At 63.7% G+C, this 13,491-nt stretch carries 12 protein-coding genes; 4 read left to right on the top strand and 8 right to left on the bottom strand.

Translation table 11 applies throughout. The annotated features are described in order from the left end of the window. The first annotated feature begins 108 nt into the window (after positions 1 to 108). Together GST84_10825 and GST84_10830 are read left to right on the top strand one after the other, a co-directional pair. Entirely contained in the window at positions 109 to 1,272 is a 1,164-nt protein-coding gene (locus GST84_10825) for a GfdT protein (GenBank protein ID XGB12836.1), read from the top strand. Continuing rightward, positions 1,241 to 3,139: a PAS domain-containing protein gene (locus tag GST84_10830; protein XGB12837.1), complete on the top strand. Its 1,899-nt coding sequence runs from the start codon at positions 1,241 to 1,243 to the stop codon at positions 3,137 to 3,139. Before GST84_10825 ends, GST84_10830 begins: the two co-directional genes overlap by 32 nt. Positions 3,140 to 3,184: 45 nt before the next feature. Here the strand turns inward: GST84_10830 and GST84_10835 are convergent, their stop codons facing one another. The 6 genes from GST84_10835 to GST84_10860 form a co-directional block, all read right to left on the bottom strand. Beyond that, positions 3,185 to 3,850: a response regulator gene (locus tag GST84_10835; protein ID XGB12838.1), complete on the bottom strand. Its 666-nt coding sequence runs from the start codon at positions 3,848 to 3,850 to the stop codon at positions 3,185 to 3,187. A 54-nt stretch (positions 3,851 to 3,904) separates the two neighbouring features. Then, positions 3,905 to 4,453 carry a PQQ-dependent catabolism-associated CXXCW motif protein gene (locus GST84_10840; GenBank protein ID XGB12839.1) on the bottom strand — a complete coding sequence of 183 codons (549 nt, stop codon included), beginning with the start codon at positions 4,451 to 4,453 and terminating at the stop codon, positions 3,905 to 3,907. A gap of 153 nt (positions 4,454 to 4,606) precedes the next feature. Continuing rightward, positions 4,607 to 5,398, bottom strand: a complete 792-nt coding sequence (locus tag GST84_10845; GenBank protein ID XGB12840.1) for an ABC transporter permease — start codon at positions 5,396 to 5,398, stop codon at positions 4,607 to 4,609. Beyond that, complete coding sequence (locus tag GST84_10850; protein ID XGB12841.1) at positions 5,395 to 6,135, bottom strand: ATP-binding cassette domain-containing protein; 741 nt, start codon at positions 6,133 to 6,135, stop codon at positions 5,395 to 5,397. The genes GST84_10845 and GST84_10850 overlap by 4 nt, the downstream gene beginning before the upstream one ends. Further along, the gene (locus tag GST84_10855) at positions 6,132 to 7,121 is read right to left on the bottom strand and encodes a PQQ-dependent catabolism-associated beta-propeller protein (GenBank protein ID XGB12842.1); all 990 of its coding nucleotides are present in this window, start codon (positions 7,119 to 7,121) and stop codon (positions 6,132 to 6,134) included. Before GST84_10855 ends, GST84_10850 begins: the two co-directional genes overlap by 4 nt. A gap of 30 nt (positions 7,122 to 7,151) precedes the next feature. Beyond that, positions 7,152 to 8,345 carry an ABC transporter substrate-binding protein gene (locus GST84_10860; GenBank protein XGB12843.1) on the bottom strand — a complete coding sequence of 398 codons (1,194 nt, stop codon included), beginning with the start codon at positions 8,343 to 8,345 and terminating at the stop codon, positions 7,152 to 7,154. Between the two features lie 150 nt (positions 8,346 to 8,495). Between GST84_10860 and GST84_10865 the strand changes: the two genes are divergently transcribed. Beyond that, the gene (locus GST84_10865; GenBank protein XGB12844.1) at positions 8,496 to 9,770 is read left to right on the top strand and encodes a HAMP domain-containing protein; all 1,275 of its coding nucleotides are present in this window, start codon (positions 8,496 to 8,498) and stop codon (positions 9,768 to 9,770) included. Continuing rightward, positions 9,770 to 10,408: a response regulator gene (locus tag GST84_10870; GenBank protein ID XGB12845.1), complete on the top strand. Its 639-nt coding sequence runs from the start codon at positions 9,770 to 9,772 to the stop codon at positions 10,406 to 10,408. The genes GST84_10865 and GST84_10870 overlap by 1 nt, the downstream gene beginning before the upstream one ends. A 295-nt stretch (positions 10,409 to 10,703) precedes the next feature. On the opposite strand, the gene GST84_10875 is transcribed toward GST84_10870, so the two are convergent. Next, on the bottom strand, positions 10,704 to 11,363 hold the full coding sequence (locus GST84_10875) for a pentapeptide repeat-containing protein (GenBank protein ID XGB12846.1): 660 nt from the start codon (positions 11,361 to 11,363) through the stop codon (positions 10,704 to 10,706). Positions 11,364 to 11,429: 66 nt separating this feature from the next. Beyond that, a complete protein-coding gene (locus tag GST84_10880; GenBank protein ID XGB12847.1) occupies positions 11,430 to 13,325 on the bottom strand; it encodes a PQQ-dependent dehydrogenase, methanol/ethanol family in 1,896 nt (631 codons plus the stop codon). Between the last annotated feature and the right edge of the window lie 166 nt (positions 13,326 to 13,491).

Below are 13,491 nucleotides of genomic sequence, written 5' to 3' on the forward strand. Positions count from 1 at the left end.
GCGGCCTTTTACGCCCATGGAACCGCCCACCCGCTACCCAAGTAGCATTCGTCACCCGCTACCACCTCCTTAAACTGATCGCTCAGCCACCCCGTGCCGGAGACCACGATGCAACAGGCTCATAACGACGGTGTGGTCAGTGCCATGTCTCAGGCTACCGACGCACGGCTGGCCGCCCAGGACCTGGCGCGGCAGTTGCTGCACCCGCATTTGGGTTTCGTGCTGTTCTTCTGTTCCGCCGAATACGACTTGCAGGCTTTGGGCGAAGCGTTGGAGCAGGATTTTGGCGGCATACGCCTGGTCGGCTGCACCAGCGCCGGTGAAATCACCCCGCTGGGCTACGGCCGCAATTGCGTGACGGCGGTGGGCTTCGATCACCGGCACTTTTCGATCGCCACCGCGTTGATCGATGAGATGGAGCGCTTCAGCCTGATCGACGCGCAGCAGATGGTCGAGCGGCTGGTCGGCACCTGCCGCAGCAATACCCTGGCGCCAATCAAGGGCCACAGCTTTGCACTCACGCTGCTCGATGGCTTGTCCAGCCGCGAGGAAATGGTGCTTGCCGCACTCAGCGCAGCACTGGGGGATATCCCGCACTTCGGCGGCTCGGCCGGTGACGACAACTACCTGAACCGCACCCATGTGTATTACGGCGGTACATTCCACAACGGCGCAGCCGTGGTGGTGCTGGTCAACACCTGGCTCGACTTCGAAGTGTTCACCACGCATCACATCCTGCCGCGCCAGGAAAAGCTGGTGGTAACCGGTGCCGACAGCGCCCAGCGCCGGGTTTTCGAACTGAATGCCGAGCCGGCGGCCGAGGAATATGCCCGCCACATCGGCGTGCCCGTGGATGCGCTCGATCACCGGGTGTTCGCCGCCCACCCGCTAGCCGTGCGCATTCATGATCAGTACTACGTGCGGGCGATCCAGCAAATGCATCCTGACCTCAGCCTGAGCTTCTACTGCGCGGTGGAGAACGGCATCGTGCTCACGGCCATGACTCCGGGCCCGCTGTTGCCGAACCTGCACCAGCTGTTCGATGGCCTGCACCAGCGCCTCGGCCCGTTGTTGCTGACTATCGGTTGTGATTGTTTCCTGCGGCGGCTGGAACTGGAGGCCCATCACGGCCTGGAGCCGGTCGGCGCGTTCCTGCGCGAGCAACGGGTGATCGGTTTCAACACCTACGGAGAACAGTTCAATGGCATGCACATCAACCAGACCTTCACCGGGGTCGCCATTGCCCGCAACCGGCCTCCTGTCGGTCGCTGAACTGCAGGCCGAGCTGACTCGGCTGCAGCACCAGAACCACAAGCTGCAGCGCATCAATGACGCATTGATCGAGCGCATCGAGTCGGGTGTGACCCGGGGCAATGACCCATACGCCGCGTTCCAGCATTCGGTGGTGCTGGCCGAGCAGGTGCGCGAACGCACTGATGCGCTGAACCAGGCCATGGCCGAGCTCAAGGCCGTCAACCGCCTGCTCAGCGAGGCCAGGCAACGGGCCGAGACGGCCCACCAGCACCAGATTCGCCTGATTACCGACAACGTCCCGGCGCTGATCGCCTACCTGAACGCCGATCTGGTCTACGAATTCACCAACAAGGTTTACGAAGAGTGGTATTGCTGGCCGCATGGCGTGATGCTGGGCCAGAGCCTGCGCGCGGCCCACAGCGAGCAGCACTACCAGCGCCTGGAAGGCTACGTGGTACGGGCGCTGGCGGGGGAGAGCGTGACGTTTGAATTTGCCGAAACCAATATCAACGGTCAGGAACGCTATATGCTGCGCTCCTACGTACCGAACCGCCTGGCCAGTGGCGAAGTGGTGGGTATCTTCGTGTTGATTCGCGACATCACCGAGCGCCGCAACACCGCACAGGCCTTACACCAGGCCTATCAGCACCTGGAGCAACGGGTGCGCGAACGCACTGCCGAACTGACCAGCCTCAACGACCAGTTACTGCGTGAAATTGAAGAGCGCAGCCAGGCCGAGTCGCGTCTGCGCGAGGCCAAGCGCGAGGCCGAGCAGGCCAACCTGTCGAAAACCAAGTTCCTTGCTGCGGTCAGCCATGACCTGTTGCAACCGCTGAACGCGGCGCGGTTGTTCACCAGCGCGTTGCTCGAACGCGACGAGCCGCAAAACGCTGCCCACCTGGTGCGTAATGTCAGCAATTCGCTGGAGGATGTGGAAAACCTGTTGGGCACGCTGGTGGATATTTCCAAGCTCGATGCTGGCGTGATCAAGGCCGATGTCGCCCCGTTCGCCCTCAGCGAGCTGATGGACAACCTGGCCGCCGAATACGCCCAGGTGGCGCGTAGCGAAGGGCTGGCGCTGCACTTTGTGGGGTGTTCTGCCGTGGTGCGCAGTGACATTCAGCTGCTGGCGCGCATCCTGCGCAACCTGCTCAGCAATGCCATTCGCTACACCCGCAGTGGGCGCGTGGTGCTGGGGTGTCGGCGCCAGCGCGGTGGCGTGCGGATTGAAGTATGGGACAGCGGCATCGGCATTGCCGAAGAACACCTGGAAGACATGTTCCTGGAGTTCAAGCGTGGTGATGTGCAGCGCCCGGACCAGGACCGTGGGCTGGGCCTGGGCCTGGCGATCGTGGAGAAGATCGCCGGCATCCTCGGCCACCGGATCCGCGTGCGGTCATGGCTGGGCAAAGGGTCAGTGTTCGCAGTCGAGGTACCGCTGAGCGCCACCGCCCCCAAAGCCCAGCCGAGCCAGGCGATATGCGAGCCGATGCTCGAACGCCTGCGCGGGGCGCGGGTGTGGGTGCTGGATAACGATGCGGCGATTTGTGCGGGCATGCGTACCTTGCTGGAAGGCTGGGGCTGTCGGGTGGTCACTGCGCTGTCGGAGGAAGACCTGGCGCGCCAGGTCGACAACTACCACGCCGAGGCCGACCTGCTGATTGCCGACTACCACCTGGACAACGACTGCAATGGTGTCGACGCCGTAGCGCGGATCAATGCCCGCCGTGCCCAGCCGCTACCGGCGCTGATGATCACTGCCAACTACAGCAACGATCTCAAGCAGCAGATCCGCGAGCTGGGTCACACGCTGATGCACAAGCCCGTAAGGCCGATGAAACTCAAGACGGCGATGAGCCATCTGCTGGCCAGTGGCGTGGCATAACGGGTGGCCGCTTCGCGGGTTTATCCGCGAAACGGCGGGCAGGGATCAACGGCGCAGATAATCAGCAAAATCGATATCGCCGGCACTGAGAATGGCTTGTACCCGGTTGTGCACATTGAGTTTGCGCAAGATCGCCGAAACATGGGCCTTGACCGTGGTTTCGGCGATGTCCAGCGTGTAGGCGATCTGCTTGTTCGATTCACCTTTGGTCATGCGCTCGAGCACCAGCAGTTGCTTACGGGTCAGGGCTTGGAGCATTTCCGGCGGGAAGCTCGGGGCATCGTTATGGCGCCGGTTGGTACTGCTTTTCTGCGCGCGGATGATGTCTGGCGGCAGGTAGACATTGCCATTGAGGATCTGCTCGATCGCTTCGATCATCTGTGAGCGTGGCGACGACTTGGTGATGAAGCCCACGGCACCATAGGTAATGGCCTGCAGCACGATCTGCTTTTCCTGCTCGGCCGAAACGATGACCACCGGCGTGGTCGGCGCCTCGTTACGCAAGGTGATCAAGCCATTGAGGCCGTGCATGCCGGGCATGTTCAGGTCGAGCAGGATCAGGTCGAGGTCGTCATGCGCCTGGGTCAGGGCCAGGGCGCTTTCAAGGTCGGCGGTCTCCATGACCTCGCTGCCCTGGAAACCATCGCTGATGACGTTGTGGATGGCTTCGCGAAACAGGGGGTGATCGTCGGCAATCAGAATTTTGTACATGGCCTTTTCACCTTGTTTTTATTGGATGGAGCGGGGCACGCATATGCAGGCGTTTCAGGGGAACGGTACCGGTTGTGCCGGCTGCAATGGCAGGTTGGCTTGCTGCCAGGCATCCAGGCCGTCGCGGTACCAATACAGGTTGTTATAGCCCAAGGCTTTCGCGCGTTTTACCGCGTTCCAGCTTAACCAGCAATCGGAGCGGCAGTAAAAGACCAGCGGTTGGTCCGGGTGACCGGCCGTGGCTTTTTGCAGGTTACGCACGAAGTAGTCCTGCCATGCCGGGCTCAGTGCGCCGTCGCCGGTGTTGGCCAGCCACAGGCTGCCGGGGAGGTTACTGTGCGGTTCGTCTTCTATGAAGCGACCTTGCAGCCATTGACGGCGATAGACGTCGATCAGCACCGGCCTGGGCGTCTGGCCCAGCAGGCCTTGCAGTGTGGCGGTGTCGATGACCTGGCCGCCTTCGACCTGTTGCGGGGTCGGGCTGCGATAGTGCGTGGTGCGATAGCCGTCGGCGGAGAACAGCGGCGTGGTGTCGGCGTGGGCGATACCCAGCGACAGACTCAGCGCAAGGGCAACCAACAAAGGGCGCGGGGCACGTGGCATGGTTTTATCCTTCTTGTTATAGGCCCATTACATGCCAGGGACGGTGCGTTGTGAATGCGACGATTAGACAGCAAAGGCGGTACTAAAGTAGTAGATGGCCGGGCGCAAAGGGCGCTGCGCGCCTCTCCACATGAACCTTCGGCTTGTGGCCGCTCAGCGTGGTTTGCGCAGCGCCGCGTGCTGGGGGTTGAAGGTGAGTATCGCCAGCAGGGTGAACAATGCGGTCAAGCCCAGGCATACCGCCAGCGCCAGCAGGTTCAATCGCTCATAAAGTGCAAACCGCACCAGCTCTACGGCATGGGTGAACGGGTTCACAGCACACAGCCAGTACAACCACTGACTGGCCTCGCGCATTTTCCACAGCGGGTACAACGCCGAAGACAGGAAGAACAGCGGGAAGATCACGAAATTCATCACCCCGGCAAAGTTCTCCAGCTGGCGAATCGCGTTCGACAGCAATAGCCCCAGGGCGCTGAGCATGAAGGCTACCAGCAGCAACGCTGGCAGTGCCATCAGCAAGCCCGCAGCCGGTGGCTGTACCCCGTATAACCAGGCGATGGCGAGGAAGGCATAGACTTGCAGCAGGGAAATCAACGAAGTTGCCAGCAGTTTGCTGCCCAGCAGGAATGGGCGTGGCAGCGGGCTGGTCAGCAACACGCGCATGCTGCCCATCTCGCGGTCGTAAACCATCGACAGTGAGCCCTGCATGCCGTTGAACAGCAGAATCATGCAGGCCAGGCCGGGGATGATGTACACCTCGTAGGGGATGTAGGTGTCGTAGGGCTCGATGATGGCAATGCCCAGTGCTGCGCGAAACCCGGCAGCGAATACCAGCAACCACAGCAGCGGACGCACCAGCGCGCTGAGCAGGCGTGTACGCTGCAGCACGAAGCGCAGCCACTCGCGCAGCATGATGCCGTTGAAACATTGCCAGTAAGCGTTCATCGGGCGTTGGCTCCTGAGGGGGCGTTGGTCAAGCGGGCAAAGGCGTTATCGAGGTCACCGCCATGCTCAAGGCTCAGCGCATCGGCGGTGCCACTGGCCACCAGGCGCCCCTGATGCAGAATCAACAGGTCATCGCTAGGCTGCACTTCGTCCAGCAGGTGAGTGGCCCACAGCACGCTGAGCTGCTGCTCGCAGCACAACCGGCGCAGGTGCTGGTTAAGTGCCAGGCGGCTGGCCGGGTCGAGGCCGACGCTGGCTTCGTCCAGCAGCAGCAGGCGCGGCTCATGCAGCAGCGCGCGGGCAATTTCCACCCGCCGCCGATGGCCGATGTTCAGCTCACGCACACGATCGCGCCGACGTTCGCCAAGGCCTTGGCGGGCCAGTTCGGCTTCGACCCGCAGGCTGCTCTGGCGCCGCGACAGGCCATGCAAGGCGGCGTGGTAGCGCAGGTTTTGCTCAACGCTCAGGTCCAGGTCCAGGGTGCTTTGCTGAAACACCACGCCCAGCTGGCGCAAGGCCGGGCGTGCAGCGTTGCGTAGCGAGCAGCCGCACACGCGGATGTCGCCATGCTGCAGGTCGTACAGGCGAGTGAGCAGGGCAATCAAGGTCGACTTGCCGGCACCATTGGGGCCCAGCAATGCGGCGAAGCGCCCGGGTGCCAGGCTGAAACCGACCTGCCTGAGTGCCTCGCGCTGGCCATAGGCAAAGCTCACGTCACTGACATCGAGGGCGTTCATGGTGTCACCACCACACCCCAGGGGTAGCGCCCGACCTTCACCGACTTGAGCACTTTGAGGTTCTTTGCATCAATGACCGAAACGTCACCGCTGACACCGTTGGTGGCCAGCAACTGGCGCTGGTCCGGGGTGAATGCCAGCTGCCAGACCCGCCGCCCGACCAGCAGGTAGTCGAGCACATCAAAGGTCTTGGCATCGACCACCGCCACGTGGTTGGCCGGGCCCAAGGCGACAAAGGCGTACTTGCCATCGGCGCTGAGCTTGATGCCCACTGGCTGGACTTTGTCGGGGTGTACGCCCTTGATCTGGAAGTTCAGGGTTTTCAGCACCTGGCGCGTGGCCACGTCGAGTATGGTCACCGTGCCGCCGATCTCTGCCGAGGCCCACAGGTGCGAACCGTCTTTGCTGAACTCGACGAAGCGCGGGCGCTGGTCGACCAGCGTGCTTTCGGCCAGGGTCTGGGTGCTGGTGTCGATCCAGTGCAGCATGTTGGTGGTCTCGCTGGTGTTGACCGCCCACTTGCCGTCAGGGCTGACCGCCATGCCTTCGGGTTCGATGCCAACGTCGATCTGCCCGAGTACCTTGTCGGTGACGGTGTCGATCACGGTCACCAGCGCGTCGTCCTCGTTGGACACATACAGCCAGCGGTCGTTGGGGTGCAGGGCGAACTGCTCGGGGTCCTTGCCGGAAGGCAGCTCCTTGATGATCTTGCGGGTGGCCACGTCCATCACCTGCACCCGGTCCGAATCGCTGGCGCAGATATACAACAGCTTGCTGTCGTGCGACAGCAGCAAGCCACGCGGGCGCTGGCCCACCGGCAGGGTTTCGGTGACTTCCAGCGTTTGCATGTCGATCAGGCTGAGGCTGTTGTCCTTCTCGTTGGAGACCCAGGCGGTGGCAGCCATGGCGTGACTGCTGGCCAGCGCCAGGGCGCCCGACAGCAGGCTGGGGTAGATCAGGGCCCGGTGGAAGAGGGGGCGGCGCATGGCGAATTCCTTATTGTTGTGGTTGTCGGGTCAGGGGTAGCTACACGTCACTTCGGGCTTGTCATAGCCCAGGCTGTCCATTTCGTTGAAGGGATGCAGGAAGCCCTCCTGCGGCGAGGTGCTGACCAGGGCGCGGGGCTGAACCAACGGGATCGGCTGGCGCAGTTCGCCGTTCCACGGGCGGTAGCTGAGCTTGCGCCCCTTGAAGCCGTCCAGCGGCAACTGCTCGCTGAGCAGCAGTTGCTGAACCGCGCGAGGTTCGGCCAGGCGCAGCTTGCTGGCCGCACTGGCGACACTGCGTACAGCCATCCAGGCGGCGAAGTCACGGTCATTCATCCAGCGCCCGGCCTGGGCCTCGAAGCGTTTTTGCAACTGCGCCGCCCCGAAGGTTTCCACCGTCTTGTGCCAACCCGTGGGGGTCAGGCCCTGGGTACCGGCCACCGGGCGCGGATACCACGTCTGGTAGGGCAGGTACTCGCCGAAGTCACCGCGCTCGTCGGCCACCAGCACCACGTCGTATTCGGCAGTCTGGGTGAACAACGGCATGTCGGCCTGGGCGCTGCGGCGCTGGTCGTTATCGAAGGTCCAGGTTTTTTCCGCGACCAGTTGCACGCCAAAACGCTTCACCGACCGGCGTAGGGCAGCGGCGTACGCCTGGTCGTCCGGGGTCTGGCCGACCACCAGCAGTGCCCGTTGCCATTTGCGCAGTACCAGAAACTGCGCCAAGGCATCGGCCAGCATGGCCCGGCTCGGCAGGCTGTGCAGGACATTGCCCAGGCACTGGCTGCTGCGCAGGCTGTCGTCGGGGCTGCCGGCGTTGAACAACAGGCTGTCGGGCAGGGCGGCAGACAGCGCGCGCAGGCTGGCGGCCGGGGCATTCACCACGAACAGGCGCAGGCCTTGGTCATGCTGAGCCCTGGCGGCTTGCAGCAGGGCCTCGGGGCTGTCGACGTTGGCGCTGGTCAGCTGAAATTGCTGCTTCAGGAAACGCCCGGTGCTGTTGCTGTCGACAATGGCCAGTTCGGCGCCTTGTAGCCCGGCATCGCCGGGTTCGGGGATGACATTGGACAGCAGCGGGCCAGTGGCGGGGCGATAGCCCAGGTAGCCGATGCGTATGTGCAGCGGGGCTGCGGCCTGGCCCTGAGCGGCGGGCGCCAGGGGGGCAGCCAGTGTTGCGGCCAAGGCCAGCAGGCAGGTCAAGGCAAGGTGGGCAGGCTGGCGCATAACACACTCCACGGCAGATGGCGCCAGCATAGGAAGCCCGCCGGGAGGGGGAAATATGCAGAAAGTAGCGCTCGGCCGGTACCAAGGTAGTAATTCAGTGCGGGGGCCGCAGTTTTACGATGGTCCACAACGGCCTGAGGAGAACCGCTTGTGCGCCTTGTCAACCTGTCGGCCCTGTGGCGAGTCAACCTCTGGGTCACGTTATGCTTCGCCTTGGTCACGCTGGCTTGTGCCGGGGTGCTGTTGCACCAGGCGGTGGCCGACGTCGAGCGTGAGTTGCAGTCAGCCGAAGCCGTGGTGGCGTACCTGGGCGACACCGCCGAACGCGACCCGGCAAACCTGCAGCCCAGTTTGACCAAGAGCCTGCGCCATGTGCGGGTGCATTGGCTGGCAGCGGGTGAGGTGCCAAGGCTGCCGCAAGAAGCCGGTATCGATGCCTGGCTCGGCCGCCAGTTGTTCGGCGAGCGCTACCACAGCAGCCGGCTGCTGGACTTGAGTGATGGCCGCCGCGTGTTGATTGCCGTGGATGCGCGGGATGAAATCGATGAAGTCTGGGACTCCCTGCAACAACTGCTTGGCGTTTGTGGCCTGGCGTTGTTGCTGAGCTTGTTGACCATCCGCTGGGCGGTGCGGCGGGCCATGCGCCTGCTGGATGAGCTGCTGGGCGCCTTGCACCAGGTCTCGGGCGGGCGATTGACGGCACGCCTGCGCGAGGCCGGCCTGCCGGAAGCGCGCCAGTTGGCGAAACACTTCAACCGCATGGCCGCAACCCTGGAGCAGGCTCAGGCCGACAATGCCCAGCTGACCCAGACCCTGCTGGCAGTGCAGGAGCAGGAGCGTACCCAACTGGCGCAGACCCTGCACGATGATCTGGGGCAATATCTGGCAGGCATGCGTGCCCAGCTATGCCTGCTGCGTATGGTGGCCGAACAGCCAGAGGTGGTGACGCAGACGGCGCAGGCCCTTGAACTCAACTGCGAGCGCCTGCAGCAAGGTTTTCGCGCGCTGGTGCACAACTTGTATCCGGTGGCGCTGCACTACATGCCGCTGGCCGAGGCCTTCGGGCTGTTGGTGGGCCAGTGGCAGGCCAGCCAGGGTATCGAATGCCGGCTGCGGGTTGGCGAGCACTTGCCGGCGCTGACTGGGCCGAGCAGAACGCATTTGTACCGCTTGTTGCAGGAGGCCCTGACCAACGTCGCCCGGCATGCCGGTGCCAGCCAGGTGCGGGTACGCCTGCAGCGCAGTACCAAGGGCTTGCGCCTGTTCATTCGCGACAACGGCTGCGGCGCCCACCAGCCCCAGCGCCCAGGGGTAGGCCTGCACTCGATGGCCGAGCGCGCCCGCAGCCTTGGGGGCGAGCTACGCATTTTCAGCCGCCCGGGCGGTGGCTGGGCGCTGGCCCTTAACATTCCCGAGGAGGTGTGATGAATATCGTGTTGGTCGATGACCACGCCGTGGTCCGCCAGGGCTACGCCAGCCTGCTGCGGGCGGTGCTGCCATTGGTGCAGGTGCGCGAAGCTGCCAGTGGTGAAGAGGCGCTGGCCAGGGTCCAGGAGCAGGTACCCAATCTGGTGATCATGGACTTTGGCCTGCCCGGTATCAGTGGCCTGGAAACCACCCGTCGCCTGCGCCAGCGCCTGCCGCAGTTGCGGGTGCTGTTTTTCAGCATGCACGACGAGCTGCCGCTGGTGCGCCAGGCGCTGGATGCGGGGGCTTCGGGCTACCTGACCAAGAACTCTGCGCCCGAGGTGCTGATCGAGGCGGTGCAGCGGGTGTTGGCCGGGCATGCCTACATCGAGCAGCCCCTGGCCACCCAGCTGGCTTGCCTGTCACAGCAAAGCACCAGTGACCCGCGGTTGCAGCGCATGACCCAGCGCGAACTGGAGATATTCACGATGCTGGCCAAGGGTACCCCGGCGCGGGTGATTGCCGAGCAGTTGTGTATCAGTGCCAAGACCGTGTCCAACCACCTGACCTTGCTCAAGAGCAAGTTGCAGGTCAGTTCGCATGCCGAGCTGGTGCATCTGGGGATTGACCTGGGGGTGGTGCGGGTGGCGGGGTGAGGTAAGTGTTCTGGTTTTGAAGGTTCGGCGCCTGTGAGATCGAGCGCCGCCCGCGCGGCGCATCGCGAGCTGTGCTCGCTCCTACATTTGTTTCGGGCCATTATCGTCTGTGCCAGCGCGCGCGACCGCCTTGTTCGTCCGACGCGATGTCGAGCCATGCACCCAGGCGCTCGCGCGCAAATCCCACAGGAATAACTGGCCCGAAACAAATGTAGGAGCGAGCACAGCTCGCGATGCGCCGCGCGGGCGGCGCTCGATTTCACAGGCGCCGAACCTGCCAAGGCGAACCCTTCGCTCATTCGTCCCAGGTTTCAGGGCACCCCTTGCACCCCTCCATGTTGGCCTCCTGAAAATTCCCGTAATGCTGCCGCGCCCCGCGCAAATCGGCGCGTGCCAGGTTACTCTGGCCAAACTTGGCCTCCTGCAGGTTGGCATCGCCCAGGTTGGCCTCTTGCAGGTCAGCCTTGCTCAACCAGGCCATCTCCAGGTCCGCCGCCTGCAAGTTGGCCCGCTGCAGCTTTGCCCCGGACAGCCTGGCGAACTGCAGGTAGGCTGCACGCAGGTCGGCCTTTTCAAACTGTGCACCCTGGGCGAACAAGCCCCAGCCTTGAATGGCCACCAGCCTGCTGTTGCTCAGGTCGGCCAGGCGCAGATTGCTCTGTTGCAAGCTGGCGCGGGTCAGGTTGGCCCCTTGCAGGCGGGCTTTTTCCAGGTTTGCCAGGTCCAGCTGGGCATGGCGCAGGTCGGCATCGCGCAGGTCGGCACCGGCCAGGTTCATCTTGCGCAGGTCCTGGTTGGCCAGCTTGGCGCCGCGCAGGTTGGCCCCCGGGCACTGGCTGGCTTCGGCAATCACGCAGCCGTTGATGGTCAAGGGGGCATCGTTGCCGGCGTCGTCGGCGTTTACTGCCAGGGCGGGGGATAGCGCCAGCAGCAAGGTAAAGGGCAGGTAATTCATGGCGAAAGCCTCTGGGCAGGAGAAGGGCAGAAGCGGGGAGGGGCGCAAGCCGCTCCCCGCTGCAGGTCAACGCTGTGCAGTCTTGTTGTCCCAGCTCGGGATCTTGAACACCCAGAACGAACCACCCTGAGCCACCGGTTTGGTCAGCTCGGCCATGTCGCCGCCCCACAGCGGTACCGCACCGCCGTAGCCCACGGTCACGCCGATGTACTGCTCGCCGTCCTGCTCCCAGGTGATGGGCGGCGAGACGATGCCGCTGCCAGTCTGGAACTTCCACAGCTCTTTGCCCGTCTTGGCGTCGAAGGCCTTGAAGAAGCCGTCGCCCGTGCCGGTGAATACCAGGTTGCCCTTGGTTGCCAGCACCCCGGCCCACAGCGGCAGGTGCTCCTTGTGTTCCCACACCAGTTTGCCGGTGGACGGGTCCATGGCGCGCAACGTGCCGACGTGGTCGTCGTACATGCGCTTGATGCGGAAGCCCATGCCCAGGTAAGCCGAGCCCTTCTTGTAGTTCACTTCCTCGGTCCAGTATTCCTCTTTCCACTGGTTGCCGGGGATGTAGAACAGCCCGGTGTCCTGGCTGTAGGCCATGGGGTTCCAGTTCTTGCCGCCCAGGAACGGTGGCGAGACTTCCACCGGCTTGCCCTTGGTTTCACCCGGCAGCGGCTTGGCCGGGCGTTGGCCGGGGTTTTCCACCGGGCGGCCGGTCTTCAGGTCGATATGGCTGGCCCAGGTGATGTTGTCGACGAAGGGGAAGGCGTTCTGCAGCTTGCCGTTGTTGCGGTCGACCACATAGAAGAAGCCGTTGCGGTCGGCGTGGGCGGTGGCCTTGACCACGTTGCCGTTCTTGTCCTTGTAGTCGAACAGCACCAGCTCGTTGTTGCCGGAGAAGTCCCAGGCATCGTTGGGGGTGTGCTGGTAGAACCACTTGACCTCGCCGGTACTCGGGTCGACGCCGACCTGGCCGGAGGTGTACAGGCTGTCGAAGTCATGCGGGTTGCCGTCTTTCGACGTGCGCGCCCAGGTATTCCAAGGGCCGGGGTTGCCAGCGCCGACAATGATGGTGTTGGTTTCGGGGTCGAAGCTCGCGCTTTGCCAAGGGGCTCCGCCGCCGTGGCTCCAGGCTTCGACCTTGCCGGTTTCGGTGGTAGGGTCGTCTGGCCAGGACGGCGCCTTGACGTCACCGGTCGGGGTGCTGTCCTTGCCGTTCAGGCGGCCCATGTGGCCCTCGACGAAGGGCCGCATCCACACTTCTTCGCCGGTGTCCGGGTCGCGTGCGAACAGCTGGCCGACCACGCCGAATTCATCGCCGGAGCTGCCGTGGATCAGCAGCACCTTGCCGCTGGTCTTGTCCTTGATCAGCACTGGCGCACCGGTCATGGTGTAGCCGGCGCTGTGGTCGCCGAACTTCTTGTTCCACACCACTTTGCCGGTGCGCTTGTCGAGGGCGATGACACGCGCATCGAGGGTGCCAAAGTAGATCTTGTCGCCGTAGATCGCCGCCCCGCGGTTGACCACGTCGCAGCAGGGACGAATGTTGTCGGGCAGGCGGTGGTTGTAGGTCCACAGGCGTTTGCCGGTCTTGGCATCGAGGGCGAATACCCGTGAGTACGAGCCGGTGACGTAGACCACGCCATCGCTGACGATGGCCTGGGATTCCTGGCCGCGCTGCTTCTCGTCGCCGAAGGAGTAGGACCAGGCCGGGGTCAGCTTGAACACGTTCTTGTCATTGACCTGGGCCAGCGGGCTCCAGCGCTGGGCATTGGTGCCCATGCCGTACTGCAGCACGTCCCGGGTGGTCAGGTGGTCATTGGCGATGTCTTCCCAGGTGACGTTCTTGCCGGCAGGTGCAGCGGGTGTGCTGGCCGCTGTTGCCACATTGCCCAGGGCCAGGCTACCGGCCATCAGCAGGACGCGCACGCTCAGGGCCAGCGGGGAAAGGGCGGGTAGCGATCTTATTGTCATGGTTGCAGTTCCCAGTGGAGGTTTTGGCCTGCACAGGGTGGGGCGCAGCGGCTATCGCGGGATACGGAAAAAGTCCCGCCCTTGCCGGGAAAAGTTCCCGCACGGCACCTCAATTGGCCCTTCGCCACAAGCCCTACTACCAAGGGATGACGGCCCGGCCACCAAA

Origin of the sequence: Pseudomonas putida, from assembly GCA_041879295.1 — a bacterium.
Taxonomy (GTDB): Bacteria; Pseudomonadota; Gammaproteobacteria; order Pseudomonadales; family Pseudomonadaceae; genus Aquipseudomonas; species Aquipseudomonas putida_Y.